Consider the following 25,269-nt stretch of genomic DNA (forward strand, 5'->3'; position numbering starts at 1 on the left):
GTCGGGATGCCCGTGGCGGAGGGCGAGGGTGACGCGGCCTCGTTCGGCCGACACACTCCCGCCCGCCGCTGAACGGCAGTTGAACACCGCACCGCGCCGAGGACACCGCTGCCGTACACCCGTGGGACGGGGCCGTCAGTTCCCCTGCTGCTGCGACCTCGCCTTGAACGCCGCCTTCCGCGCCTCCTTGGCCACCCGCTTGTCCGGATGCAGCCGCCCCATCGCCTCCAGCACGTCCGCAGTCGCCGGGTGCTCCACCCGCCAGGCGGCCGAGAAGAACCCGCTGTGCTGCTCCGCCAGCCCCTCCACCAGCGCCTGCAGCTCCTCGGAGTTGCCCTCCGCCTGGAGTTGCGCGGCGATCGTGTCGACGGTCAGCCAGAACACCAGGTCCTGCGAGGGCGCGGGCACGTCCGGCGCGCCCCGCTCACTCAGCCAGACCCGGGCCAGACCGCCCAGCTCGGGGTCGTCCAGCACCTCCCGCAGCGCGGGCTCGGCCGCCGCGCCGACCAGGGACAGCGCCTGCTGACAGCGCAGCCGCCGCAGCGGCGCCCCGGCGTCCGCACCGCGCGCCGCCGCGAGCAACTCCCGCGCGGCAGCCAGGGGCTCGCGCATCCCGAGCCACTGCTCGGTCTCGGCGCGCGCGGCGAACTCCCCGTACCCGGCGGTGCCGTCCAGCAGCGCGTCCGCGCCCTTGTCGGCCAGCTCGCCCACGGCAGGCGCCTCGAACCCGGCCTCCAGCAGTCGGGCCCGCAGGCCGTACAACCCGAGCGGGGTCAGCCGGACCATGCCGTAGCGGGCGATGTCGTCCTCGTCGACCGGCTCGGCGGGCTCCTCCTCCGCGCCGGCCATCAGCTCCTCGTCCACCGGCCGGTACTCCACCAGGCCGATCGGCTCCAGCATCCGGAACTGGTCGTCCAGCTTCATCATCGCGTCCGAGACCTGCTCCAGGACGTCGTTGCTGGGCTCGTCCAGGTCGTCGGGGACGATGGTGGACGCGGCCAGCGCGGGCAGCGGCACCGGGCTCTCCCCGGGGCCGTCCTCACCGACGGTCAGCAGGTAGAGGTTGCCGAGCACGCCGTCGAGCAGCTCCGCCTCGCCCTTGGGGTCCCAGTCGAACGTCGTGAAATCGATCTCGCCGCCCTCCTCCAGAGCGGCCGCCAGCCCCTCCAGGTCCGGCACCCCGGCGTCCGCGACGACCGTGTCCAGCGCGGCGAGCCACAGCGTCAGCACGTCGTGCGGGGCGCCGGTCAGCAGGGCGAGGTCCGCGCCGGGGGCCACGGTCCCGGCCTCCTCGTCGGTGATCTCGACGAGGCCGGTGTCCACCGCCACGCCCCACGCCTCGGCGGCGTCCGCGGCGGCGTGGTCTCCGGTCAGTCCGAGCAGTTCGGCGGCCGCGGGCACCTGTTCCTCGACCAGGCTCCCGCCCCCGTCGACGCGGGTCTCGGGGCCCGCCCAGCGGGCGAGCCGGGCGGCGCGGGAGAGCAGCGGGGTGGACAGCGCGGCACGCGCCAGCTCCGCTTCGGGACGCAGCCGTACGGGCGGCAGGGGGGAGCTGTCTGACATCGGCTGGTTCTCCTCGGACCGGGAAAGCACTCAACCCCTCAGCCTAGACGGCTTTGCCGGCGCACCGCCCGGTTCCGGTCGCCGCTGCCGCTCGTACGTGGCCGAAACCTTGACAACTCCAGTCGTCAGGCAGGAGATTGACGCGCGTAGAGGTGGGGGAACGACTGTTCACTCGGCTCTACGCGTGTCACTGAGGGCGACGAGCCCCACACGCTGCTGTGCGTTCCCGTCCCGGCGTTCCGTCACGTTCCCGGAGGAATTCCCTTGCCGAGCAGGACTTCCGCGCGTCTCGCCGCGCTCACCGTCGCCGCCGTGTGCGGCGCCGCGTCCGCAGTCGTCGCCACCTCGCCCGCGCACGCCGACTCGGTGCGCGTCCACGACATCCAGGGCACCACCCGCCTCTCGCCGTACGCCGGCAAGCAGGTCGCCGGCGTGCCCGGCGTGGTCACCGCCGTCCGCACCTACGGTTCGTCCAAGGGCTTCTGGCTCCAGGACCCGAACCCGGACGCCGACCCGGCCACCAGCGAGGGCGTCTTCGTCTTCACCAGCTCCACCCCGAAGGCCGCCGTGGGCGACTCGGTGACCGTCACCGGCACCGTCTCGGAGTACGTGCCGGGCGGCACCGCCTCGGGCAACCAGTCGGTCACCGAGATCACCAAGCCCGTCATCACCACCGTCTCCACCGGCAACGCGGTCCCGGCCCCGGTCGTGATCACCAAGCGCGCGGTGCCGGAACGATACGCCCCGGCCGGCGACCCGGCCGCGAACAACTCCATCAACGCCCTGCCGCTCGCCCCCGCGACCTACGCGCTCGACTACTACGAGTCGCTGGAGGGCATGAACGTCCAGGTCAGCGACGCGCGCGTGGTCACGGGCACCGACCCGTACAGCGAGCTGTGGGTCACCGTGAAGCCGAAGGAGCACCGCACCGAGCGGGGCGGCACCCTGTACGGCTCCTACGACGCGCAGAACACCGGCCGCCTCCAGATCCAGTCCCTCGGCGCGACGGCGGACTTCCCGCAGGCGAACGTCGGCGACACCCTCGCCGGTACCACCACCGGCCCGCTGGACTTCAACCAGTTCGGCGGCTACACCCTGGTGGCGAGCGCCCTCGGCACGCTGGAGAGCGGGGGTCTGGAGCGGGAGACGACGCGCAGGCAGGCGTCCGGGGAACTGGCGGTCGCGACGTACAACGTCGAGAACCTCGACCCGTCCGACAAGACCTTCGACGCGCACGCCTCCGCGATCGTGAACAACCTGCGCTCGCCCGACATCGTGTCCCTGGAGGAGATCCAGGACGACAACGGCGCCACCGACGACGGCACGGTCGGCGCGTCCGCGACGGTCGGCAAGCTGATCGACGCGATCGTGGCCGCGGGCGGTCCGCGCTACGAGTGGCGCTCCATCGACCCCGTCGACAAGCAGGACGGCGGCGAGCCGGGCGGCAACATCCGGCAGGTGTTCCTCTTCAACCCGGAGCGGGTCTCCTTCACCGACCGCCCCGGCGGCGACTCCACCACGGCGGTCGGCGTCGTCAAGGAGCGCGGCAAGGCCCGGCTGACGGTGTCGCCCGGCCGGATCGACCCGGCGAACGCCGCCTGGGCCAACAGCCGCAAGCCGCTGGCCGGGGAGTTCGTGTTCCGGGGGCGTACGGTCTTCGTGATCGCCAACCACCTCAACTCCAAGGGTGGCGACCAGCCGTTGACCGGGCAGTACCAGCCGGTCGTCCGCAGCTCGGAGACGCAGCGGCACGCGCAGGCGACGGAGGTCAACACCTTCGTGAAGTCCCTGCTGAGCGCGCAGAAGAACGCGGAGGTCATCGCGCTCGGGGACATGAACGACTTCGAGTTCTCCGACACCGCGAAGATCCTGGAGGGTGACGGGCAGCTCTGGTCGGCGATCAAGTCGCTGCCGCGCAGCGAGCGTTACACCTACGACTACCAGGGCAACGCGCAGGTGCTCGACCAGATCCTGATCAGCAGGGCGATCCGGCGCGGCTCGTTCGACTACGACAGCGTGCACATCAACTCGGAGTTCCACGACCAGATCAGCGACCACGACCCGCAGGTGCTGCGCTTCCGCCCCTGATTCTTCAGGTCTGCTTAGCTGCATCTCGTAGCAGATTTAAGTGGAGCTTCACGGTCGTGATGCCGAGACTACGACCATGAGGCAACGGAACGCACCCTTCGGCCGCACGCTCTGCGCGATGGTCACCCCGTTCACGTCGGCCGGCACGCTCGACGTGGACGGGGCGGCCCGCCTGGCCACCCGTCTGGTGGCCGGGGGCTGCGACGGGCTGGTCCTCAACGGCACCACGGGCGAGTCGCCCACCACCACCGACGCGGAGAAGCGGGAGCTGATCGCGGCGGTCCGCTCCGCGGTGGGTGCCACCGTCCCGCTGGTCGCGGGCGTCGGCACCGCGGACACCCGGCACACCGTCGAACTCACCCTCGCCGCCGAGAAGGCGGGCGCCGACGCGGCGCTGGTCGTCGCGCCGTACTACAGCCGCCCCCAACAGGCGGCGATCGAGGCCCACTTCCGCCAGGTCGCGGACGCGAGCGGCCTTCCCCTGATGCTCTACGACATCCCCGGCCGCACCGGCACCCGCATCGCCCCCACCACACTGATCCGCCTCGCGGCCCACTCCCGCATCATCGCCGTAAAGGACTGCTCCTACGACTTCCTCGGCACCCAGAAGGTGCTCGCGGAAACGGAGTTGGCGTACTACGCGGGGTGTGACGAACACATCCTGCCCTTGTACGCCGTGGGGGCGGTGGGCTGCGTGAGTACGGTCGCGAATGTGGTGCCGGGGGAGGTGGCGGGAATCCTGGCGGCCTTCGACACGGGCGACACGGCGCTGGCCGCTGAACTCCAGTCCCGCGTGACCCCGTTGATCGAGGCGATGATGGCCTCTGACCTACCGGGCACGGTGACGGCCAAGGCCCTGCTCAACGCCCTGAACCTCCCGGCCGGCCCAGTACGGTCGCCGCTGCTGGCGGCGGACGGGCAGACCACGGCGGACCTGCTGGCCCGCTACCGGGCGCTCGTCCCGAACGGCTGAGCGGCCGCGCTGAGTTGCCCGCCATACCTGGACTCGGAAGGTATTCGCGTCACCCGAGGTGGGCCTCTACATCGGGGCGCCCGCCCGCGTGCCGAGGCGGAGCGCACCGCCCCCGAGGTGCCGGAGCGGCGGCCGGCCGGGGTCCCGGTGACAGGCCCCGGCCGCGCGTCCTAGAGCTGAGCCTCTGTCACAGGGCCTGGCCCCCCGGCTTCACCATGTTCCTCACCGTGCGGGCCTTCACGAAGTCGCCCAGGGCTGTCATGTCCCACTCGCCGGAGTACTGGCGGATCAGCTTTGCCATCAGGACGCCGGTCTGGGGCTCCGCCGACGTCAGGTCGAAGCGGACCAGCTCTTCGCCGGAGGCGGGGTCGATGAGGCGGCAGTATGCCTTGGCGACCTCGGTGAACTTCTGGCCGGAGAAGGAGTTCACCGTGAAGACCAGGCCGGTGACCTCCGGGGGGATGCGGCCGAGGTCGACCGTGATGACCTCGTCGTCTCCGCCGCCCTCGCCGGTGAGGTTGTCGCCGGAGTGCTTGATGGCACCGTTCAGGATGGAGAGCTTGCCGAAGTAGCAACTGTCGACGGCGTTGCGCTGGGGGCCGTAGGCGATGACCGAGGCGTCGAGGTCGATGTCCTTGCCCCGGTAGGCGGGCTCCCAGCCGAGGCCCATCTGGACGCGGGAGAGGAGGGGGGCGCCGCCCTTGACCAGGGACACGGTCTGGTTCTTCTGGAGGTTCACCCGCCCCTTGTCCAGGTTGATCTTGCCCGCGCCCGGTGCCGGGGCCGGGGGTGCCTGGGGAGCCGGGGGTGTCTGGGGGACCGGGGGCGCGGACACCGGCTGCTGCGGTGCCGCTGTCGGCTGGGCCGGTGTCGGCTGGGCCGGTTCCTCCACCGTCACGCCGAAGTCCGTCGCGATGCCCGCCAGCCCGTTCGCATACCCCTGGCCCACCGCGCGGGCCTTCCACTGGCCGTTGCGCCGGTAGATCTCCACGACCACCAGGGCCGTCTCGGCGGCGAGGCCGGGCGGGGTGAAGGAGGCGACGACCGCGCCGCCGTCGGCGTCCCGGATCGTGGCCGTCGGCTCGATGCCCTGGAAGGTCTGGCCCGCCGCGTCCGGGCTCGCGGTGACGACGATCTTCTCGATGTCCGGCGGCACCGCGCCGGTGTCGACCGTGATCGAGTCCGGCGCGGACCCGCCGCCCGAGCGGTAGGTCACGCCGGGGCCGGCCGGCTGGTTGTAGAAGATGAAGTCGTCGTCGGAGCGCACCTTGCCGTCGGCGGTGAGCAGCAGGCCCGACACGTCGAGCCGCACCGGTGCGGCCACGTCCACCGTCACACGGGCGGCCGGAAGCGGGACGTTGGAGCCTGGGGTCATAGCGGTCATGCCGGGTGAACGAACGAGCCCACTTTGCCGTTCCCTTACCCGGCGCCGAGACCCCCGTTCGGGTCAGGGCGCCGGGAAAGGCACAGGTCAGGGGGTTACGACGATCTTGCGGCCGACGCCCGCCGCGAACTGCTCCAGCGCCTGCGGGTAGTTCTCCAGCGCGATCCGGTCGCTGATGAACACGTCCGGGTTCAGCACGCCGTTCGCGAACAGCTCCGCCGCCCGCTCGTAGCTGTGCAGCACCGCCATGGAGCCGGTGATGGTGATCTCCTGGTTGTAGATGCGGTACGGGTCGATCGTCACCCGCGTCGCGTAGTCGGCCACGCCGAACTGGAGGTACGTGCCGGCCTTCGCCACCCGGCCCAGGCCGTCCTGGATCGCCGCCGCGTTGCCGGTCGCGTCGATCACGATCTCCCAGCCCTGCGGCCGGTCCAGCTCGTCCGCGTTCGCCGCCGAGCCCGAGACACCGAGCAGCTTGGCCGTCTCCAGGCGGGCGGGGTTGATGTCGACCATGTCCACGCTCGCCGCGCCCGTGCGCTTGGCCAGCTCCAGCATCATCAGGCCCATGGTGCCGGAGCCGTAGATCAGGACATGGGCGCCGAGGCGGGAGTTGAGGATGTCGTAGCCGCGCACCGCGCAGGACAGCGGCTCGATGAGGGCCGCGTCCTGGGGGCGCACGTGCTCGGGGAGCTTCACGCAGTTGGCCACGGGGGCGACCGCATACTGGGCGGCACCGCCCGCCGTGGTCACGCCGATCGCGGCCCAGCGCTCGCACATGTTGTTGTGGCCGTCGCGGCAGAAGCGGCATTCGTAGCAGTACAGGGACGGGTCCACCGCGACCTGGTCGCCGACCGCGACCTCGGTGACCTGGCTGCCGATCCCGACGACCTGGCCCGCGAACTCGTGCCCCGGCACGATCGGCAGCTTGGGCGCGAACTCGCCCTGGAGGATGTGCAGATCGGTACCGCAGATCCCGCACGCGGCGACCTCCACGACCACGTCGCGCGGGCCCGGTGTCGGGTCGGGGACCTCGGTGACGACGGCGCGGCCCACGGACTCGATGACGGCGGCCTTCATTTCACGGCTCCCAACGACAGGCCCTGGACCAGCTTGTCCTGGGCGGCGAACCCCGCGGCGAGTACCGGCAGGGAGACGACGAGCGACGCGGCGCACACCTTGGCCAGGAACAGGCCCTGGCTGGTGATGAAGCCGGTCAGGAAGACGGGCGCGGTCTCCGCGACCACCCCGGTCAGCACCCGGGCGAACAGCAGCTCGTTCCAACTGAAGATGAAGCAGATCAGAGACGTGGCCGCGATGCCGGGCAGCGCGATCGGCGCGACCACGCGGGCCAGGATCACCGGCAGCGAAGCCCCGTCCACCCGCGCCGCCTCGATGACGGCGACCGGCACCTCGGCGAGGAAGGACTGCATCATCCACACCGCGATCGGCAGGTTCATCGAGGTGTAGAGGACGACCAGCAGCCAGATGTTGTCCAGCAGCCCGGCGTTCCTGGCGAACAGGTACAGCGGCAGCAGCCCCGCCACGGCCGGAAGCATCTTGGTGGACAGGAAGAAGAACAGGACGTCGGTCCACTTCTTCACCGGCCGGATGGACAGCGCGTACGCCGCCGGGAGGGCCAGCACCAGCACGAACAGGGTGGAGGCCAGCGAGGCGACCGTGGAGTTGATCAGCGCCGGCCAGGGGCTGGCGCCGCCGGCCGCGCCGAAGAACTCGCGGTAGCCGTCCAGGGTGAGCGGCGCGGCGAAGGACGGCGGGTTGGTCGCCGCGTCCGCCTCGGAGTGGAACGAGGTCAGGACCATCCAGGCGATGGGCAGGAAGAAGACGATGCCGGCCAGCCAGGCCACCAGGCCCAGACCGAGCCCATTGCGCCCGCCCCGTCCGGTGCGCCGCGCTGCGGTGGTGGTGGAACTCATCGGGACACCTCCTCGCGGAACAGGGACGACACCACGCGCAGCGCGAAGGTGGCGATGATGATCGAGCCGATGACGACGAGGACGCCCGCCGCCGAGGCGAGGCCGTTCTCATGGGCCTGGTAGAAGCTCTGGTAGACGGTGTAGGGCAGGTTCGCGGTGCCGAGGCCGCCGGACGTGAGCGTGAACACCGCGTCGAAGTTCTGCACGATGTAGATGGAACCCAGCAGGGCGCCCAGTTCCAGGTAGCGGCGCAGGTGCGGGAGGGTGAGGTGGCGGAAGATCTGCCAGTCGCTCGCCCCGTCCACCCGGGCGGCCTCGATCTGCTGCTGGTCCCGGCTCTGCAGCCCGGCCAGCAGGATCAGCATCATGAACGGCGTCCACTGCCACACCAGCGAAGCCTCCACCGCGAGCAGCGGGGTGTGGGAGACCCAGTCCGGCTGTGGGCCGCCCACATAGTGCAGCAACCCATTGAGAAGACCGTACTCCGGGTTGTAGAGCACATGCTTCCAGAGCAGGGCGGCGGCCACCGGGACCACCAGGAACGGGGCGATCAGCAGGGTGCGGACCACACCCCGGCCCTTGAACCTCCGGTCCAGCAGCAGCGCGAGCGCGAGTCCGAGGACCAGGCTGGCCACCACCACGGAGGCGGTGAGCAGCACGGTCACCCACACCGAGTGGCGCAGGTCGGCGTCGGTGAGCACCTGCTGGTAGTTGTCGAACCAGGTGAAGCGGCGGGCCTTGGGGTAGAGCGCGTTCCAGTCGAAGAACGAGATCACCAGCGTGGCCACGAACGGCAACTGGGTCACGACGATCATGAAGACCAGGGCGGGCAGGAGCGGGGCGCGGGTGGCCCAGGCCCGCAGCCGGGCCGGGGGGCGCCGGACCGCGGGTGCGGAGCCGGCCGCGAGCGGGGCCGTTGTCGTCGCTGTCATCGTCCCTCGTACTCCTTGGAGATCTGCTCGGCGAGCTGCTGGGACTTGCGCAGGGCCGAGTCGACCGACTGGCGGCCGGCGATGGCCGCGCTGATCTGCTGGGACACCTTGGTGCCGAGGTCGGTGAACTCGGGGATGCCGACGAACTGGATGCCGGGCGCGGGGCGCGGCTGCACGCCGGGGTCGGTGGGCCGGGCGTTCTCGATGGCCTCCTTGGTCATCTCCTGGAAGGAGGCGGCCTCCTTGCGGTACTCCGGGTTGGTGTACGTGGAGGCGCGCTTGCCCGCCGGGGCGTTGGCCCAGCCGCTGGTGTCGCCGACCAACTGCTCGTACTCCTTGCTGGAGGCCCAGGAGACGAACTTCCACGCCTTGTCGGGGTTGCGGGAGGCGTGCTGGATGCCCCAGGCCCAGGTGTAGAGCCAGCCGGAGGACTTGGTCTTCTCCACCGGGGCGGGGGCGTAACCGAGCTTGCCCTTGACCGGGGAGCCGCTGCCCTCCAGGAGTCCGGCCGCGGAGGTGGCGTCGTACCACATGGCGGTCTTGCCCTGGGTCATGTTGTTCAGGCACTCCGCGAAGCCGGACTGGGCCGCGCCGGACTCGCCGTGCCCCCGGACCAGGCCCACATAGAACTTGACGGCCTTCTCGAACTCGGGGGAGTCCAGCCGGGCCTTCCAGTCCTTGTCGAACCAGGTGCCGCCGAAGGTGTTCACCACCGTCGTCAGCGGGGCCATGACCTCGCCCCAGCCGGGCAGGCCGCGCAGGCAGATGCCCTTCATGCCGGGCCTGGCGCCGTCCGCCTTCGCGGCGAGGTCGGCCACCTGCCGCCAGGTCGGGTGCGCGGGCATCTTCAGACCCTTGGCCGCGAAGATGTCCTTCCGGTACATCAGGAAGGACGACTCGCCGTAGAAGGGCTGCCCGTAGAGCTTGTCGTCGTCGCCGGTCAGCGACTGGCGCATGGGCTTCAGCACATCCTGCTCGTCGTAGGCGTGGTCCTTGGCCACATAGGTGTCCATGTCGTGCAGCCAGCCGTTGCGGGCGTAGATCGGGATCTCGTAGTTGGACAGCGTGGCCACGTCGTACTGGCCGGCCTGGTTGGCGAAGTCCTGGCTGATCTTGTCGCGGACGTCGTTCTCGGGCAGCACGGTGAAGTTGACCTTGATGCCCGTCTCCTTGGTGAAGTGGGCGCGGGTCAGCTTCTGCAACTCGGTCATCTGCGGGTTGTTGACCATCAGTACGTTGATGGAATCGCCGCCGGAACCGGTCCCGCCCGCGCCGGCCCAGCAGCCGGAGAGAAGCGGGGCGAGCAGCGTCCCTGCGGCGGCCATGGCGAATGTGGTTCGCGGCCTCCGTCGGCTCGGGGTGCGCATGGATCGCTCCTGGATATATGGGGACAAGAAGGGCATGGCCGCGCGTACGGGTGCCCTCGGGGGGAGTGGTGGTGCGGAAATCCGTGTGGTGCTTCGGGCGCGTCAGACCCTGATGACCTGCGGCCCCAGGAGGGAGTAGCGGTGGGCCTCGGCCGCCGGGAGCTGGGTGCTCGTGACGATCGTGTCCACCGCGCCGACCTCCGCGAACCGGCAGAAGCTCACGGCCCCGAACTTGGTGTGCACCCCGGCGAAGACCGTGCGCCGGGCGGCCCGGATGGCCTGCGCCTTCACCTCGCTGACGGCGGGGTCGGGCGTGGTCAGACCGTGTTCGCGGGAGATGCCGTTGGCGCCGAGGTAGGCGAGGTCCACCACGAATCCGGCCAGCATCTTGGTCGTCCAGTGGTCGACCGTGGCGAGCGTGCCCGCCCGCACCCGGCCGCCCAGCAGCAGGACCGACACGTTCTCGGCCTCCGCCAGGGCGCCCGCGACGGGCAGCGAGGCGGTCACCACGGTCAGCGCCCGGCCGGTCGGCAGGGCCTCGGCGATGAGCTGGGGGGTGAAGCCCTCGTCGACGAAGACCGTCTCCGCGTCCCCGAGCAGCTCGGCCGCGGCGGCCGCGATCCTGCGCTTCTCGGGTACGTGGCTGGTGGCGCGGAAGGCGAGCGTGGTCTCGAAGGCGGCGCTCTCCACCGGGTAGGCGCCGCCGTGGGTGCGGCGGACCAGCCCGTGGTCCTCCAGCGCGCGCAGATCGCGCCGGATGGTCTCCTTGGCCACGCCCAGCTCGTCGGCGAGCGCGGTGACGTCGACGGAACCGGTGGCCCGCGCCGCGCGCACGATCTCGCGTTGGCGTTCCTCGGCCGTCCTGGTGTTCATGTCGTCACCCGCTCTCGTCCTTGAGATGCCCGCTGGGGATGCCCGTTCGGGCCCTGGGGGAAGTTCTACAGCGGACGCGCGGCGCTGACCAGGTCTGTTCCCTGCCCGATCCTGCCCGTGTGTGCCCGATCACATCCCGCCGCGCTCGCCTCGGACCTGCGCGGCAGCGGGGACCGGGGTGGGAGCGGGCGCGGTGCGTGCCCGAACACGACCGCGGGCGGGCCCGTTTGGTGCCCGCCCGCGATCGTTTTCGGCCGTGGGGCCGCCGGTGGTGGGGTCAGTACGGCCAGATCGGCGGGTCGGTGAGGAAGTGGCCGCCGAGGCGGTCGTGGGCCGGGTTCGCGGGGTCCAGTTCGCCCTGCTCGGCGATGAGCTTCCCGGCGTACGGCTCGGAGTCGTCCTGCGGTGAGTAGCCGAGGGCGCGGGCGGAGGTGAGGTCCCACCACAGGCGGGTGTTGGCGGAGGAGCCGTAGACCACGGTGTGGCCCACGTCCTCGGCGGTCAGGGCCGCGTGGAAGAGGCGGGCCGCGTCGGCGGGGCTCAGCCAGATCGAGAGCATGCGCACGCTGGTGGGCTCCGGGAAGCAGGAGCCGATGCGGACGGAGACGGTCTCGATGCCGTGCCGGTCCCAATAGAGCTGGGCCAGGTCCTCGCCGAAGCACTTGGAGAGGCCGTAGAAGGTGTCCGGGCGGTGCGGGGTGTCCACCGGGATGCGGGGGTCGTCCGGGCCCGGGACGGGGGTGTCGCCGACCGCGTGGTTGGAGGAGGCGAAGACCACGCGGGGGACGCCCTCCAGGCGGGCGGCCTCGTAGAGGTGGTACGTGCCCTCGATGTTGGCCTTCAGGAGCTTCTCGAACGGGGCTTCCAGGGAGATGCCGGCCAGGTGCAGCACCGCGTCCGTGCCCCGTACCGCTGCGCGCAGCGCGTCCAGGTCGGCGAGGTCGGCGGTGACGGCGTCCGGGGCATCGGGGATCGGGCGGCTGTCGAGCAGGCGGAGGTCGTAGCCGTGGGCCGGGAGCAGGGAGCGCATCAGGGTGCCCAGGCCGCCTGCGGCGCCGGTGAGCAGGATGGTGCGGGGGGCGGGCATGTGGGGTCTCCTTGCCTGGTCCGGCTGTAGCGGGCGTTCACATACTTGGTGAAGTTAGAGAGGGGGTCCGGGTGGGTCAAGGGGGTTGAGGGATGCGGTCAATTGGCTGGTGGCTACGGGGTGCGCGTGACCTTGACCGCTCCGGCGGGGGCTCGTAGCGTTCACGCATGCGGACGCCGGTCAGCCTGCTGCCTGGTGGTGCGGTCGGGCCGCCGGAGGAGGACACGTGCGGGCGTCGGCGTTCGTCTACCCCTGGGACGTCAACGGCGACCCCGAGGCTCCGGCCCGGATCGCCTCCCTGGGTGTCTCGCAGGTGACCCTGGCCGCCGCCTATCACTCCACCCGCGCGCTCACCCCGCGCCATCCGCGCCACCGGATCGTCACGGCGGAGTACGCGGCGGTGCTGTATCCCCCCGGCGGCTCCTGGGCCGGCCGCGACCTCCGCCCTCACCCGGCCGGTGACTGGGCCCCCGGCGACGCCTTCGGCGAGGCTGCCTCCGCGCTCGCCTCCGCCGGTCTCGAGGTGCACAGTTGGGTCGTCCTCGCGCACAACTCCCGCCTGGGCGCGGAAAATCCGGACGCCTCCGTCGTCAACGCCTACGGCGACCGCTACCCCTGGGCCCCCTGCATCGCCCAGCCCCGTGTCCGCGCCTACCTGACCGCCCTCGCCGCCGAAGCCGCGGTGCGCCCCGGCGCCACCGGCACCGAACTGGAGTCCCTCGGCTGGTACGGCCTCGCGCATCTCCACGCCCACGACAAGACGGGCGGGGTCGGGCTGGGAGAGGCGGGCCAGTACCTGATGTCCCTGTGCTTCTGTCCGACCTGCGGGCAAGGGTACGGCGAACAGGGCCTGGACGCGCATGAGTTGGCCGCCGGTGTGCGGGCCGCGCTGGAACCGGTGTGGCGGGGGGCCGAGGACGGCGGCTGGGAGTGCGTGGAGCGGGGGCTGGGCGCGGAAACGGCGGCGGCCACGCGGGCGTGGCGCGAGTCGGCGGCCCGCACGCTCCAGGAGGAGGTGATCACAGCGGTGCGCGCGGTCGCCCCCGAGGGCTTCCGGGTCCTTCTGCACGCGGACCCGGTGTCCTACCACTGCGGAGCCAACGCGGGCGTGGACCCGGCCCACATCCTCTCGCTGGCGGACGGGGCGGTCGTCCCGTGCACGGACGGCATGCACCGCCTGGCGCCGTTCGCCAGGTGGGCGAGGGAGCGGACGGTGCTGGCCGCCAACCTGACGGTGGTCTCGGGCATGGGCGGGAACCCCACGCGCCTCGCGGCCGACGCGGCGCGTGCGCGGGGGGAGGGGGCGAATGAGCTGCGGCTGTACCACGCGGGGCTGGCCTCGGAGGCGGACTTGGCAGCGGTGCGGGAGGGGCTCGCGGGGTTGTGAGCGGGCCGGGCGCCGATGAGTTTCCGGCGGGCGAACGGTCACCCCTTCGTACGCCCGGCGCACACCCGCGAGGAGACAGACATGACCGACTCGACCCTGGATCTCGGCCCGCAGGCCCGGATCGTGGCTCGGCTGGCCGAGGCTGTGAGTGACGAGCAGCTCTCGGCGCCGACGCCGTGTCCGGACACCCCCGTACGGAACCTGCTCGGGCACCTGCTGCACCTGTCCATCGCCTTCCGGGACGCCGCCCGTAAGGACCTCGGCGCCACGACCGACACGAACCCCAACGCCACCGTCCCCGACATCGGCCCCGGCTGGCGCGAGGAACTGCCCAAGGCGCTCGACGAACTCGCCGACGCATGGCGCGACCCCGCCGCCTGGACCGGGCAGACCCGCGCAGGGGGAGTGGACCTCCCCGGCGAGATCGCGGGCGCCGTCGCCGCCGACGAGTTGGTCATCCACGGCTGGGACCTGGCCCGCGCCCTAGACCTCCCTTACACCCCCGACCTCCCCGCCCTGACCTCGGCTTACGGCTTCCTCCTGGCGGCCGCCGAAGACCCCGACCGAGGAGACGGCCTCTTCGGCCCGGTGATCGAGGTCCCGCCGGAGGCCCCCCTCCTGGCCCGAGCGGTGGGCCTGAGCGGCCGCGACCCGGAGTGGCGGCCGTAGGGGTCGCTAGGTACGAGCCCGGTCGGCCTTCTCCGGCACCCTGGGCACAACGCCCGCCGCGAGGCGCATGCCCCCGTCTCCCCCCGGCGCCGAGCGAGTTGCGCCCGCAGGCACCCCAGCGCCCCTGGGCTCCGTCCGCCGAGTGCACCCCGCCCCGCCCGTGAGGGCCCTGGCGCGGAGCCGAGTGGCGTCCGCGGGGACTGCCCGCGCCTCTGCGCCCGTCCGCCGCTGACAACCCGCCCCGCCCAGCGGGCACTGGCTTGATCTCGATCCTGCAACACCCGTCGCACGGCAGCGCTTACGCGCGTAGAACACGTGTCATGTATAAATCACTGCGAATCGCGGCCGCCACCGCCGCCTGTGCGCTTGCCGGGGGTGCGCTGTACGGCGCCGGGGCGGCCACTGCCGGGCAGTCGACGGCGAACTCCACGCACGAGCCGTACAACATCGGGCTCCTGGTGAAGGACATCGACACCTACTACGGCACCACCGCCGACAGCGCGGGCAAGTACCAGGCGTCGCCCACCAGCCCGTACGCCAAGGACCTGGCGCGGATCGACGCCGACGCCAAGCGGTACATCGACAAGGCGGCCCGCAAGGCCCACCACCGGGGCGAGAAGCCGGCCGTGGTGTTCGACATCGACGACACCCTGCTGCTGAGCCTCGACTACGAGAAGCGCTACAACTACACGTACGACTCCGCCACCTGGAACGACTACGTGAACCGCGCCGACCGCCCCGAGGTGTTCGGCAGCCCGGAGCTGGTGCGGTACGCCAACGCCAAGGGTGTCGCGGTGTTCTACAACTCCGGCCTGAGCGAGTCCCAGCGCGCCGGTGCCGTGGAGAACCTGAAGAAGGTCGGCGCCGACGTCAACCTGGACGCCGGCCACATGTTCCTCAAGGACAAGGCCAACCCGCCCGCCTACCTGTCCGGTTGCGCCACGCCGGGCACCTGGACGTGCACCACCGTCCAGTACAAGGGCGGCACCCGCAAGCACATCGAGCAGGACCTCGGGTACGAGATCATCGCCAACTTCGGCGACCAGTACTCCGACCTGGACGGCGGCTACGCCGACCGCACGTACAAGCTGCCCAACCCGACGTACTTCGTCTCCTGACGGATCGATCCGACCCTGATGCCCCGGCGGCGCTCAGCTCCGCTTGAGCGCCGCCGCCATCATCGCCCGGGCCACCGGAGCCGCGAGGCCGTTGCCGCTGACCTCCGAGCGGGCCGCGCCGGACTGCTCGACCATCACCGCCACGGCGACCTCCTTGCCCGTGCTGTCCGACTTGCCGTACGCGGTGAACCAGGCGTACGGCGTCTCGCTGTTGTTGGGGCCGTGCTGGGCGGTGCCGGTCTTGCCGCCGACCGTCACCCCGTCGATGAGCGCGTTGCGGCCGGTGCCGTCCCGGACCACCGTCTGCATCGCGGACTGGAGCTGCTCGGCGGTGCGGGTGCTGACGATCCGCTTGCGGTCCGCGTCCCCGAAGTCCTGCAACACATCGCCGTCGCCATTGGTGAGCTGAGACACCATATGGGGCGCCACCAACTCTCCGCCGTTCGCTATGGCGGAGGACACCATGGCCATCTGGAGCGGGGTGGCGGTGACGTCGTACTGCCCGATGCCCGACAGCGCGGTGAGCGCCTTGTCCATGTGGGACGGATACACGCTCGGGTAGGCCCGCACCGGGACGTCCAGCTTGTCGTCGTCGAAGCCGAACTTCTCGGCCATGGCCCGCACCTTGTCCTGGCCGAGGTCGACGGCGAGCTTGCCGAAGACGTTGTTGCAGGAGTACTGCAGGGCCACCCGGATCGAGGCGTTCTCGCAGGGCGCCGCGGTGTTCTCGTTCGGCAGCTCGCGGGTGGTGCCCGGCGGGGTGTAGGGCACCGGGCTGTCGGTGGGCCGGTCCACGTCCGGGTACAGCCCGTCCTCCAGCGCGGCCGCCGCCACGACCAGCTTGAAGGTCGAGCCGGGCGGCAGCGGCTGCCGCATCGCCCGGTTGACCAGCGGCTTCTCCTTGTCGGTGGTGAGCCGCTGCCAGGCCGACCCCGCCGTGTTCGCGGCGGTCAGCGCCGACGGGTCGTAGGACGGCGTCGAGACCATGGCGAGGATCTTGCCGGTCTTCGGGTCGATCGCCACGGCCCCGCCCTTGTTGCCGCCCAGCGCGCGGTGACCGGCCTTCTGCACGGCCGGGTCGATCGTGGTGATCACGTCGCCCGGGTCGGCCCGCCGTCCGGTGACGGTGTCCATGACGGTGTGCAGCCGGGTGTCCGTGCCGTTGAGCAGGTCGGCGTAGACGCCTTCGAGCTGGGTGGGGGCGTACGCCTGCGAGGCGTAGCCGGTGACCGCCGCGTACAGCGAGCCGTCGGTGTACGTGCGCTTGTAGGCGAGGTCGCTCCCGCTGACCCGGCCCGACCCGGTGACCGGCTTGCCGGCCACGACGATGTCGCCGAGCGGGCGGGAGTAGGTGCCGATGGCGTTCCGGCGGTTGTCGGTGGCGTCCGCGAGGGCCTTGCCGTCGTAGAACTGCACCCAGGTCGCCCGGAGCAGCATGGCGAGTATGAGCAGCAGGGAGAAGACGGCGGCGCGCCTGATCGTTTTGTTCATGGCGCAGGGGAAGACGAGCCGGACGGCCGCTTCCGTTCCCGTCCGGGCACGGTTCTCATCACATGTTCAGATTTTCAGTGCCGATGTCGTGTGTGCGGCGACCGCTCACAGCCGCCGCGTCGCCAGCGTCAGGCGGTCCCGCGCGTCCAGCAGCGCGTCCTTGATCATCTGCTCGTGTGCCGGGGTCAGCCGGGCCACCGGCACCGAGCAGCTCACGGCGTCGCGGGCCGGGGTGCGGTACGGCACGGCGACGCCGAAGCAGCGCAGGCCGAGGGTGTTCTCCTCGCGGTCCACGGCGTAGCCCTGCTCGCGGACGCGGTGCAGCTCGGCGATCAGCTCCTCCCGGTCGGTCACCGTGTGCTCGGTGAGCGCGGGCAGCTTCTCGGGCAGCAGCGCCCGTACCTGGTCGTCGGTGTGCGTGGCGAGCAGCGCCTTGCCCAGCGAGGTCGAGTGCGCGGGGAGCCGGCGGCCGACACGGGTGAAGGGGCGCAGGTAGTGCTGGGACTGGCGGGTGGCGAGGTAGACCACGTTGGTGCCGTCCAGCCGGGCGAGGTGGATGGTCTCCGTGGTGTCGTCCGCGAGCCGGTCCAGCGCGGGCCGGGCCGCCGCGACCACCTCGTCGCCGTCGATGTAGGAGGTGCCGACCAGCAGCGCCCGTACCCCGATGCCGTACCGGGTGCTGGTCGCGTCCGTCTCCACCCAGCCCAGCTCCACCAGCGTGCGCAGCAGCATGTACAGGCTGGACTTGGGATAGCCGACGGCCTCCTGCACGTCCGCCAGGGAGTGCATGCCGGGCCGCCCCGCGAAGTACTCCAGCAACTCCACCGTCCGCACCGCGGACTTGACCTGCGCCCCGCTGCCCGTCTCGGCTGCCGTCATCGCTTCTGGACCCTTCGCTCGGCCGTCGCCCGGAGGCCGCGGAGCCCTGGATACGGAAGGCCCCGCCCTATAGTCTCCGAGCAGCTCATTCACCATCGGAGACGGCGTTCAGCATATCGAACGAGCCGATGGCCGAATCCCGGCAGTGCGGCCTTGTCTGGAGGGAACCGCGGTGACAGCAGCACCAGTCTGGAGTGTCGACCCGCGTACGGGGAAGCACCGGGAGCAGGTCGCGGTGGAAGCCACGGCCGACGAGGTGGACGCCACCGTCCGGGAGGCGCACGCCGCCCGCGACGCCCTCGCGGACCGCGCCGTACGCGCCGCCTTCCTTCGCTCGGCGGCCACCGGCCTGGAGGCGGTCAGCGCACTGCTGATCGAGGTCGCCGACGCCGAGAGCGCCCTCGGCCCGGTCCGGCTCAATGGCGAACTCGCGCGAACCGCCTACCAGTTGCGGGCCTTCGCCGACCTCGTCGACGAGGGCGCCTTCCTGGACGTCGTCATCGACCACCCCGATCCCGCCGCCACCCCGCCCGTGCCGGACCTGCGCCGCTGGAAGATCCCGCTCGGCGTGGTGGCCGTCTACGCCGCCTCCAACTTCCCCTTCGCCTTCTCCGTCGCGGGCGGCGACACCGCGAGCGCGCTCGCGGCGGGCTGTCCCGTCGTGGTCAAGGCCCACCCCGACCACCCGGCCCTGTCCGAACTGGTCGCCAAGGTGCTGCGCCGGGCCGCCACCGGGCACGGCCTGCCCGCGGGCGTCGTCGGCCTGGTGCACGGCTTCAGCGCGGGCGTCGACCTGATCCGGCACCCGCTGGTCGCCGCCGCGGGCTTCACCGGGTCGGTGCGTGGCGGCAGGGCCCTGTTCGACGCGGCCGCCGCGCGCCCGGTGCCGATCCCGTTCCACGGCGAACTCGGCTCGCTCAACCCGGTCGTGGTCACCGAGGACGCGGCCGCCGAGCGGGCGCAGGACATCGGCGCCGGGCTCGCCGCCTCCATGACCCTCGGCACCGGCCAGTTCTGCGTGAAGCCCGGCCTGGTGCTGGTGCCCGCCGGGGCGCACGGCGACGGTCTGGTCAAGGCGCTCACCGACGCCGTCAGCGACACCGAGCCCGGTGTGCTGCTCGACCACCGCATGCGGGACGCCTTCCTCGCGGGCGTCGCCGAGCGCACGGCCCTGCCCGAGGTGGACTCGCCCGTCACGCCGGGCGCGGCCGGGGCACACACGGTCGGCGCCGGCTTCCTCACCGTCCCCGCGGCCCGGCTCACCGAGGGCGCGCACGCACTGCTGCTGGAGGAATGCTTCGGCCCGGTCACCGTGGTGGCCCGCTACGCCGACGAGGACGAGCTGACCGCCGTACTGGAGCGGCTGCCGGGCAGTCTCACCGCGACCGTGCAGCTCTCCCCGGCCGAGGCGGCGGGGGAGGGGGACGCGGCCGCGCTGCTGGCCCGGCTGACCCCCCTGGCCGGCCGGGTCCTGGTCGACGGCTGGCCGACCGGGGTCGCGGTGGCCCCGGCCCAGCACCACGGCGGCCCCTACCCCGCCACCACCTCCACCTCGACCTCGGTCGGCGGCACCGCCGTCGAACGCTGGCTGCGCCCGGTCGCGTACCAGAACACCCCCGAGCCCCTGCTCCCGCCCGAGCTGCGCGACGGCAACCCGCTCGGCCTGCCCCGGCGGTACGACGGAGTTCTCGAACGCTGACGCGGGACGGCTGCGAGAATCGCCCGATGGACATAGAGCTTCCCGAACTCCCCTTCCCCTTGCGGACGTACGGCCCGGACGGGCACTGGTCCTACGAGAAGGGGGTGCTCACCGGCTGGGCCGGGCCCCGGCAGGACCGGTTCGTCACGCCGACCGGGGAGGCGCTGGACCCGGCCGCCGATGCGCCCCGGCTGCTCGGGTCGCCCGAGGGTGACTTCCAGTTGATCGCCCGCGTCACGGTCGGCTTCAACGCCGCCTTCGACGCCGGGGTGCTCTACGTCCACGTCGGCGACCGGGCCTGGGCCAAGCTCTGCCTGGAGAACTCCCCGGACGTGCCCACCATCTGCACGGTGGTCACCCGGGGCCACTCCGACGACGCCAACTCCTTCACCGTGCCCGGCAGTTCCGTCTGGCTCCGGGTGAGCCGCACCGGCCGCGCGCTGGCCTTCCACGCCTCCCGCGACGGCGAACGCTGGACCTTCGTCCGCCTCTTCACCCTCGGCGACGAGAAGGAGACCGGCGCCGCCCTGATCGGCTTCATGACCCAGTCACCGCTCGGCGAGGGCTGCGTGGTGACGTACGACCACCTGGAGTTCCGCCCCACCTGGCCCGCCGACCTGCGCGACGGAAGCTGAGGGCGACGGCGGAACCGCGCGCGTGGCCCGGGCGTCCTGAGTCTCATGATCCGTGACGAGACAGCAGATGCCCTGGTGATCCGTCCCGCCGAGCCCGGGGAGGCCGAGGTCATCGCCGCCCTGCACGCGCGGGCCCGGGCGACCTACTACCCGGACGGGCTGCCGCCGTCGGACTTCGACTGGACGGATGCCTGGCGGGGCTCCATCGAGCGCCCGGACGGAGAGGTGCTGTGCGGGGTGCGGGACGGGGAGATCGTCGCCGTCGCCTCCTTCCGGACCCCGGAGGGTGAGTCGGCGGACACGGTGAAGCTGTACCAGTTCCACGTCTCGCCGGACCGCTGGCGCGCGGGCCTCGGCAGCGCCCTGCACGCCGCCTGCGTCGAGCGGTGGCTGGCCGGGGGCAGGCGGACCGCCGTGCTCGACGTGCACGTGGACAACCGGCGCGCCCAGGCGTTCTACGCCCGCCAGGGCTGGGTCCCCGACCCGGACAAGCCCCCCGCCGAGGACGACCACCACCTGTTCCTGCGCTGGACCCCGCCGGGGGAATGAACCAAGCTGCTTGAACGTTCATGTACCGGACGGAGAGAGCCCCCGTCCGGTACGAGCGGAAGAGAGCCCTGAAGATGCGCGTCGAGATCTGGTCCGACATCGCCTGTCCCTGGTGCTACGTCGGCAAGGCACGCTTCGAGAAGGCGCTCGCCGCGTTCCCGCACCGGGACGAGGTCGAGGTCGTGCACCGCTCCTTCGAGCTGGACCCCGGCCGGGCCAAGGGCGACGTACAGCCGGTGATCGACATGCTCACCCGGAAGTACGGCATGAGCGCGGCGCAGGCCGAGGCCGGGGAGGACAACCTCGGCGCCCAGGCCGCCGCCGAGGGCCTGGACTACCGCACCCGCGGCCGCGACCACGGCAGCACCTTCGACCTGCACCGCCTGCTGCACTTCGCCAAGGAGCAGGGCAGGCAGGAGGCGCTGCTGGACCGGCTGTACCGGGCCAACTTCGCCGACGAGCAGTCGGTGTTCACCGGTGGCGACGACCACCTGGTGGAGCTGGCCGCCGAGGCCGGCCTGGACGCCGACGCCACCCGCGCGGTGCTCGCCGACCCCACCGCCTACGCCGACGAGGTCCGCGCCGACGAGCGCGAGGCCGCCCAGCTCGGCGCGAACGGCGTCCCCTTCTTCGTCCTCGACCGCACCTACGGCGTCTCCGGCGCCCAGCCCGCCGAGGTCTTCACCCAGGCCCTCACCCAGGCGTGGGGCGACCGCTCCCCGCTGAAGACCCTCGCCCAGGACGACGCCGGCACCTGTGGCCCCGACGGCTGCGCGGTGCCCCAGCAGGGCTGACGCATAAGGGTTGCTTGGACACACCCTGTAGAGATGCGTGATGGACGACGGCATCCGGGCGCCGCACAGTGGAGTCATGGAGACCACGGAGACGTTCCAGAGCCTCGTCCGCGCCGAGTTCGCCCCGGTCGGCACCTTCCTCAACACCGCCAGCAACGGCCTGCTGCCCGCCCGCGCCGTCACCGCCCTGCACGAGGCCACCCTGCTGCGCGTGCAGGGCAGGCCGCTGACCGCGCTCTACGACGACGTGGAGGAGTGCCGGGCCGCCTACGCCCGGCTCGCCGGGGTCCCCGTCGAGCGCGTGGCGCTCGGCGCGTCGGTCGCCGCGCACGGCGGGGTGATCGCCGCCTCGCTGCCCGCGGGCGCCGAAGTCCTCACCGCCGAGGACGACTTCGCCTCCGTGCCCAACCCGTTCCACGTCCGGGGCGACCTCAAGGTCCGCGCGGTGCCCGTGGAGCGGATCGCCGAATCCGTCCGCCCCGGCACCGCGCTCGTCGCCGTCAGCGCCGCGCAGTCCGCCGACGGCAAGGTGGCCGACCTGCCCGCCCTGCGCGAGGCCGCCCGCACCCACGGCGCGCTTACGTACGTGGACTTCTCCCAGGCGGCCGGGTGGCTGCCGATGGAGGCGGGGGAGTGGGACTTCACCGCGTCGGTGGCCTACAAGTGGCTGCTCGGCCCGCACGGCGTGGCCTTCCTCGTCGTCCCCGAGGACTTCGGCGGCCTCGACCCGCTGCTCGCGGGCTGGGTCGCGGGCGAGCGGCCCTGGGACAGCTGCTATGGCCCCGTCACCGAACTCGCCCACTCCGCCCGGCGGTTCGACCTCAGCCCCGCCCTGTTCTGCTACCCGGCACTGCGCCGTTCCCTGGAGCTGATCGAGGAGCTGGGCGTGTCCGCGATCCACGCCCACGACACGGCCCTGGCCGACCGCTACCGGGCCGGGCTCGCCGCGCTCGGCCACGAGGCGCTGCCCGCGCCGGGCTCCGCGATCGTCTCGGTGCCCGGCCTCGGCTCCCGCCAGCCGGAACTCGGCCGCGCCGGCATCGAGGTGTCCGACCGCGCGGGCAACCTGCGCGCGTCCTTCCACCTCTACAACACCGAGGCGGACGTCGACCGCCTGCTGGACGCGCTCGACGGCTGAGCCGCCCCGCACATGGACATGACCGGGCCGGTGCCTCCCGTCCCACACGAAGAGGCACCGGCCCGGTGACAGGGGTCGGGCGAGGGCTACCGCACCGGAGTGAAGTCCCGCGCCCCGATGAACTCCGGCCTGCGCACCGGCGCCGCGAACGGCTCCACCGCCGTGTTCTCCACGCTGTTGAACACGATGAAGACGTTGCTGCGCGGGAACGGCGTGATGTTGTCGCCGGAGCCGTGCATGCAGTTGCAGTCGAACCAGGTGGCCGAGCCCGCCGCGCCGGTGAACAGACGGATGCCGTGCTCACTGGCCATCTCGGTCAGCGCCTCGTCGGACGGGGTGCCCGCGTCCTGCATCTGGAGCGACTTCTTGTAGTTGTCCTTCGGGGTGGCGCCCGCACAGCCCAGGTACGTCTTGTGCGACCCCGGCATGATCATGAGGCCGCCGTTGGTGTCGTAGTTCTCGGTCAGCGCGATCGAGACGGACACCGTACGCATGTTGGGCAGGCCGTCCTCGGCGTGCCAGGTCTCGAAGTCCGAGTGCCAGTAGAAGCCGCTGGCCCCGAAGCCGGGCTTGACGTTGATCCGCGACTGGTGGACGTAGACGTCCGAGCCGAGGATCTGCCGGGCCCGGCCCACCACCCGCTCGTCGTGCACCAGGTTGGCGAACAGCTCGCTGAGCCGGTGCACCTCGAAGACGGAGCGGATCTCCCCGGACTGCGGCTCCACGATCGAGCGCTCGTCGGCGCGGATCGCGGGGTCGCCGACCAGCCGGTCCAGCTCCCGCCGGTAGACCTGCACCTCGGCGGGGGTGATGATCTGGTCGACGGTGAGGAAGCCGTCGCGCTCGAACCCCTCCAGCTCGGCCGCCTGGATCGGGCCCGGCGTGTCCGGGGAACCCCAGACGACCGGGTCCTTGCGCGGGACGCGGACCTCGGTCGCGCCCCGGCTCGGGTACAGGTCGGTGGGCGTGGTGGTGAGCGTGGTCATCGTTCTCACACCTCCTCGGGCTCGGTGAGCAGCGGGTAGACGCCGTTCTCGTCGTGGTCCTCCCGTCCGGTCACGGGCGGGTTGAACACGCAGATGCAGCGGAAGTCCTCCTTCACCCGCAGCGTGTGCCGCTCGTGCCCGTTCAGCAGGTACATGGTGCCGGGCGTGATGGTGTACACCTGCCCGTCCTCGTGGTCGGTCAGCTCGGCCTCGCCCTCGGTGCAGACGACGGCCTCGATGTGGTTGGCGTACCACATCGACGTCTCGGTCCCGGCGTACAGGACCGTCTCGTGCAGGGAGAAGCCGACCCGCTCCTTGGCGAGCACGATGCGCTTGCTCTCCCAGGTACCCGATTTGGCCTTCACATGCCGGTCGGTGCCCTCGATGTCCTTGAACGAACGGACGATCACGGTGTCTCCTCCTCTTTGCCAGGCGGTCTTGCTGGTCAGGCGGTCTCGCGGACGGCGCGGGCGAGGATGCTCAGGCCCTCGTCCAGCTCCTCCGGGGTGATGGTCAGCGCGGGCAGCAGCTTGACGACCTCGCCCTGCGGGCCTGACGTCTCGATGAGCAGCCCCAGCTCGAAGGCGCGCTTGGCCACCCGCGAGGCACGGTCGCTGTGGTGGAACTCCAGGCCCCACACCAGCCCGCGCCCGCGGTACTCCTTCACGTCGGCGAGGTTCTCCTCGGTGATGGAGATCAGTTCGCGCTCGATCTGCTCGCCGCGCGTGCGGGTCTGCTTCTCCATCGCGGCGCCGTCGGCCCAGTACGTCTCCAGCGCGGCCGTGGCCGTCACGAACGCCGGGTTGTTGCCGCGGAAGGTGCCGTTGTGCTCGCCCGGCTCCCAGATGTCCAGCTCCGGCTTGAACAGGCACAGCGACATCGGCAGGCCGTAGCCGGAGATCGACTTGGAGACCGTGACGATGTCCGGGGTGATCCCCGCCTCCTCGAAGGAGAAGAACGGGCCGGTACGGCCGCAGCCCATCTGGATGTCGTCGACGATCAGCAGCATGTCCTGCCGCTCGCACAGCTCCTTCAGCGCGCGCAGCCACTCGGGCCGGGCCACGTTGATGCCGCCCTCGCCCTGCACGGTCTCCACGATCACCGCGGCCGGCTTGTTCAGGCCGGAGCCCTGGTCCTCCAGCAGCCGCTCGAACCAGAGGAAGTCCGGCACGGTGCCGTCGAAGTAGTTGTCGAACGGCATCGGGGTGCCGTGCACCAGCGGGACGCCGGCGCCGGCCCGCTTGAAGGCGTTGCCGGTGACCGCGAGCGAGCCCAGCGACATGCCGTGGAAGGCGTTGGTGAAGGACACGATCGCCTCGCGCCCCTTCACCTTCCGGGCCAGCTTCAGCGCGGACTCCACCGCGTTGGTGCCCGTCGGGCCCGGGAACATGACCTTGTACGGCAGGTCACGCGGCCGGAGCACCAGGTCCTGGAAGGTCTGCAGGAAGGTCCGCTTGGCCGTGGTCGACATGTCCAGGCCGTGGGTCACCCCGTCGCGGTCCAGATAGTCGATCAGCGCCCGTTTCAGCACCGGGTTGTTGTGGCCGTAGTTGAGTGAGCCGGCCCCGGCGAAGAAGTCGAGGTAGGCATGGCCGTCCTCGTCGTACATCCTGCTGCCCCGCGCCTGGTCGAACACGACGGGCCAGCCGCGGCAGTAGCTGCGGACCTCGGACTCCACGGTCTCGAAGACGCTCAGGTCGGGCTGGGTGATGGTCACGGTGAT

Annotated in this window: 23 protein-coding genes; 10 read left to right on the plus strand and 13 right to left on the minus strand. The window is 71.6% G+C overall.

Annotated elements, in window-relative coordinates; genetic code table 11:
• Window positions 1-135: 135 nt before the first annotated feature.
• Complete coding sequence (locus OG448_RS23405) at window positions 136-1,563, minus strand: hypothetical protein (RefSeq protein WP_405556604.1); 1,428 nt, start codon at window positions 1,561-1,563, stop codon at window positions 136-138.
• A 264-nt stretch (window positions 1,564-1,827) separates the two neighbouring features.
• On the opposite strand from OG448_RS23405, the gene OG448_RS23410 reads away from it, so the two are divergent.
• Window positions 1,828-3,651 carry an endonuclease/exonuclease/phosphatase family protein gene (locus OG448_RS23410; protein ID WP_405556606.1) on the plus strand — a complete coding sequence of 608 codons (1,824 nt, stop codon included), beginning with the start codon at window positions 1,828-1,830 and terminating at the stop codon, window positions 3,649-3,651.
• A 76-nt stretch (window positions 3,652-3,727) separates the two neighbouring features.
• Window positions 3,728-4,624 (plus strand): 4-hydroxy-tetrahydrodipicolinate synthase, encoded by an 897-nt coding sequence (gene dapA / locus OG448_RS23415; RefSeq protein ID WP_405556608.1) that lies wholly within the window; start codon window positions 3,728-3,730, stop codon window positions 4,622-4,624.
• A gap of 187 nt (window positions 4,625-4,811) precedes the next feature.
• Here dapA and OG448_RS23420 read toward each other — a convergent pair whose 3' ends face one another.
• The 7 genes from OG448_RS23420 to OG448_RS23450 form a co-directional block, all read right to left on the minus strand.
• Window positions 4,812-5,999 carry a TerD family protein gene (locus OG448_RS23420; RefSeq protein WP_405558909.1) on the minus strand — a complete coding sequence of 396 codons (1,188 nt, stop codon included), beginning with the start codon at window positions 5,997-5,999 and terminating at the stop codon, window positions 4,812-4,814.
• A 96-nt stretch (window positions 6,000-6,095) separates the two neighbouring features.
• Window positions 6,096-7,085: a zinc-dependent alcohol dehydrogenase family protein gene (locus OG448_RS23425; RefSeq protein WP_030815396.1), complete on the minus strand. Its 990-nt coding sequence runs from the start codon at window positions 7,083-7,085 to the stop codon at window positions 6,096-6,098.
• Window positions 7,082-7,942 (minus strand): carbohydrate ABC transporter permease, encoded by an 861-nt coding sequence (locus tag OG448_RS23430; RefSeq protein WP_405556610.1) that lies wholly within the window; start codon window positions 7,940-7,942, stop codon window positions 7,082-7,084. The genes OG448_RS23425 and OG448_RS23430 overlap by 4 nt, the downstream gene beginning before the upstream one ends.
• Window positions 7,939-8,874 (minus strand): carbohydrate ABC transporter permease, encoded by a 936-nt coding sequence (locus OG448_RS23435; protein ID WP_405556611.1) that lies wholly within the window; start codon window positions 8,872-8,874, stop codon window positions 7,939-7,941. The genes OG448_RS23430 and OG448_RS23435 overlap by 4 nt, the downstream gene beginning before the upstream one ends.
• A complete protein-coding gene (locus OG448_RS23440; protein ID WP_405556613.1) occupies window positions 8,871-10,241 on the minus strand; it encodes an ABC transporter substrate-binding protein in 1,371 nt (456 codons plus the stop codon). Before OG448_RS23440 ends, OG448_RS23435 begins: the two co-directional genes overlap by 4 nt.
• 102 nt (window positions 10,242-10,343) lie before the next feature.
• On the minus strand, window positions 10,344-11,114 hold the full coding sequence (locus OG448_RS23445) for a DeoR/GlpR family DNA-binding transcription regulator (protein ID WP_030815407.1): 771 nt from the start codon (window positions 11,112-11,114) through the stop codon (window positions 10,344-10,346).
• A gap of 277 nt (window positions 11,115-11,391) precedes the next feature.
• On the minus strand, window positions 11,392-12,201 hold the full coding sequence (locus OG448_RS23450) for an NAD-dependent epimerase/dehydratase family protein (RefSeq protein ID WP_405556615.1): 810 nt from the start codon (window positions 12,199-12,201) through the stop codon (window positions 11,392-11,394).
• 226 nt (window positions 12,202-12,427) lie between these two features.
• Here OG448_RS23450 and OG448_RS23455 point away from each other — a divergent pair, with 226 nt between their 5' ends.
• From OG448_RS23455 to OG448_RS23465, 3 genes are all read left to right on the plus strand, one after another.
• Window positions 12,428-13,588 (plus strand): hypothetical protein, encoded by a 1,161-nt coding sequence (locus tag OG448_RS23455; protein ID WP_405556616.1) that lies wholly within the window; start codon window positions 12,428-12,430, stop codon window positions 13,586-13,588.
• 81 nt (window positions 13,589-13,669) lie between these two features.
• Complete coding sequence (locus OG448_RS23460) at window positions 13,670-14,257, plus strand: TIGR03086 family metal-binding protein (RefSeq protein WP_405556618.1); 588 nt, start codon at window positions 13,670-13,672, stop codon at window positions 14,255-14,257.
• A gap of 320 nt (window positions 14,258-14,577) precedes the next feature.
• Window positions 14,578-15,375, plus strand: a complete 798-nt coding sequence (locus OG448_RS23465; protein WP_405556620.1) for an HAD family acid phosphatase — start codon at window positions 14,578-14,580, stop codon at window positions 15,373-15,375.
• A gap of 33 nt (window positions 15,376-15,408) precedes the next feature.
• Here the strand turns inward: OG448_RS23465 and OG448_RS23470 are convergent, their stop codons facing one another.
• Together OG448_RS23470 and OG448_RS23475 are read right to left on the minus strand one after the other, a co-directional pair.
• Entirely contained in the window at window positions 15,409-16,866 is a 1,458-nt protein-coding gene (locus OG448_RS23470) for a peptidoglycan D,D-transpeptidase FtsI family protein (protein ID WP_405556621.1), read from the minus strand.
• Between the two features lie 105 nt (window positions 16,867-16,971).
• Window positions 16,972-17,745, minus strand: a complete 774-nt coding sequence (locus OG448_RS23475; RefSeq protein WP_405556623.1) for an IclR family transcriptional regulator — start codon at window positions 17,743-17,745, stop codon at window positions 16,972-16,974.
• Window positions 17,746-17,917: 172 nt separating this feature from the next.
• On the opposite strand from OG448_RS23475, the gene OG448_RS23480 reads away from it, so the two are divergent.
• The 5 genes from OG448_RS23480 (at window position 17,918) to OG448_RS23500 (ending at window position 22,560) form a co-directional block, all read left to right on the plus strand.
• Complete coding sequence (locus tag OG448_RS23480) at window positions 17,918-19,444, plus strand: aldehyde dehydrogenase (NADP(+)) (protein ID WP_405556625.1); 1,527 nt, start codon at window positions 17,918-17,920, stop codon at window positions 19,442-19,444.
• A 26-nt stretch (window positions 19,445-19,470) separates the two neighbouring features.
• Entirely contained in the window at window positions 19,471-20,079 is a 609-nt protein-coding gene (locus OG448_RS23485; protein ID WP_366567951.1) for a DUF1349 domain-containing protein, read from the plus strand.
• A 45-nt stretch (window positions 20,080-20,124) separates the two neighbouring features.
• Window positions 20,125-20,628 (plus strand): GNAT family N-acetyltransferase, encoded by a 504-nt coding sequence (locus OG448_RS23490; RefSeq protein ID WP_405556627.1) that lies wholly within the window; start codon window positions 20,125-20,127, stop codon window positions 20,626-20,628.
• A 74-nt stretch (window positions 20,629-20,702) separates the two neighbouring features.
• Window positions 20,703-21,422 (plus strand): DsbA family oxidoreductase, encoded by a 720-nt coding sequence (locus OG448_RS23495; protein WP_405556628.1) that lies wholly within the window; start codon window positions 20,703-20,705, stop codon window positions 21,420-21,422.
• A 76-nt stretch (window positions 21,423-21,498) separates the two neighbouring features.
• Window positions 21,499-22,560 (plus strand): aminotransferase class V-fold PLP-dependent enzyme, encoded by a 1,062-nt coding sequence (locus tag OG448_RS23500; RefSeq protein WP_405556630.1) that lies wholly within the window; start codon window positions 21,499-21,501, stop codon window positions 22,558-22,560.
• 86 nt (window positions 22,561-22,646) lie between these two features.
• On the opposite strand, the gene thpD is transcribed toward OG448_RS23500, so the two are convergent.
• From thpD to ectB, 3 genes are read right to left on the minus strand one after another with little or no spacing between them, the layout of a single operon-like run.
• Window positions 22,647-23,546, minus strand: coding sequence for an ectoine hydroxylase (gene thpD, locus OG448_RS23505; RefSeq protein ID WP_364809874.1), 900 nt, complete (start codon window positions 23,544-23,546; stop codon window positions 22,647-22,649).
• Window positions 23,547-23,551: 5 nt separating this feature from the next.
• Complete coding sequence (locus OG448_RS23510; protein ID WP_030815454.1) at window positions 23,552-23,956, minus strand: ectoine synthase; 405 nt, start codon at window positions 23,954-23,956, stop codon at window positions 23,552-23,554.
• Window positions 23,957-23,991: 35 nt separating this feature from the next.
• Window positions 23,992-25,263: a diaminobutyrate--2-oxoglutarate transaminase gene (ectB, locus tag OG448_RS23515; protein WP_391291258.1), complete on the minus strand. Its 1,272-nt coding sequence runs from the start codon at window positions 25,261-25,263 to the stop codon at window positions 23,992-23,994.
• Window positions 25,264-25,269: the final 6 nt, after the last annotated feature.

This window comes from Streptomyces sp. NBC_01171 (assembly GCF_045039805.1).
Classification (GTDB): Bacteria; Actinomycetota; Actinomycetes; order Streptomycetales; family Streptomycetaceae; genus Streptomyces.

Coding starts and splice junctions, on each gene's coding strand:
- OG448_RS23405 (WP_405556604.1), bottom strand. CDS start 1,563: ATGTCAGACAGCTCCCCCCTGCCGCCCGTACGGCTGCGTCCCGAAGCG.
- dapA (WP_405556608.1), top strand. CDS start 3,728: ATGAGGCAACGGAACGCACCCTTCGGCCGCACGCTCTGCGCGATGGTC.
- OG448_RS23420 (WP_405558909.1), bottom strand. CDS start 5,999: ATGACCCCAGGCTCCAACGTCCCGCTTCCGGCCGCCCGTGTGACGGTG.
- OG448_RS23425 (WP_030815396.1), bottom strand. CDS start 7,085: ATGAAGGCCGCCGTCATCGAGTCCGTGGGCCGCGCCGTCGTCACCGAG.
- OG448_RS23430 (WP_405556610.1), bottom strand. CDS start 7,942: ATGAGTTCCACCACCACCGCAGCGCGGCGCACCGGACGGGGCGGGCGC.
- OG448_RS23435 (WP_405556611.1), bottom strand. CDS start 8,874: ATGACAGCGACGACAACGGCCCCGCTCGCGGCCGGCTCCGCACCCGCG.
- OG448_RS23440 (WP_405556613.1), bottom strand. CDS start 10,241: ATGCGCACCCCGAGCCGACGGAGGCCGCGAACCACATTCGCCATGGCC.
- OG448_RS23445 (WP_030815407.1), bottom strand. CDS start 11,114: ATGAACACCAGGACGGCCGAGGAACGCCAACGCGAGATCGTGCGCGCG.
- OG448_RS23450 (WP_405556615.1), bottom strand. CDS start 12,201: ATGCCCGCCCCCCGCACCATCCTGCTCACCGGCGCCGCAGGCGGCCTG.
- OG448_RS23460 (WP_405556618.1), top strand. CDS start 13,670: ATGACCGACTCGACCCTGGATCTCGGCCCGCAGGCCCGGATCGTGGCT.
- OG448_RS23465 (WP_405556620.1), top strand. CDS start 14,578: ATGTATAAATCACTGCGAATCGCGGCCGCCACCGCCGCCTGTGCGCTT.
- OG448_RS23470 (WP_405556621.1), bottom strand. CDS start 16,866: ATGAACAAAACGATCAGGCGCGCCGCCGTCTTCTCCCTGCTGCTCATA.
- OG448_RS23475 (WP_405556623.1), bottom strand. CDS start 17,745: ATGACGGCAGCCGAGACGGGCAGCGGGGCGCAGGTCAAGTCCGCGGTG.
- OG448_RS23485 (WP_366567951.1), top strand. CDS start 19,471: ATGGACATAGAGCTTCCCGAACTCCCCTTCCCCTTGCGGACGTACGGC.
- OG448_RS23490 (WP_405556627.1), top strand. CDS start 20,125: ATGATCCGTGACGAGACAGCAGATGCCCTGGTGATCCGTCCCGCCGAG.
- OG448_RS23495 (WP_405556628.1), top strand. CDS start 20,703: ATGCGCGTCGAGATCTGGTCCGACATCGCCTGTCCCTGGTGCTACGTC.
- OG448_RS23500 (WP_405556630.1), top strand. CDS start 21,499: ATGGAGACCACGGAGACGTTCCAGAGCCTCGTCCGCGCCGAGTTCGCC.
- thpD (WP_364809874.1), bottom strand. CDS start 23,546: ATGACCACGCTCACCACCACGCCCACCGACCTGTACCCGAGCCGGGGC.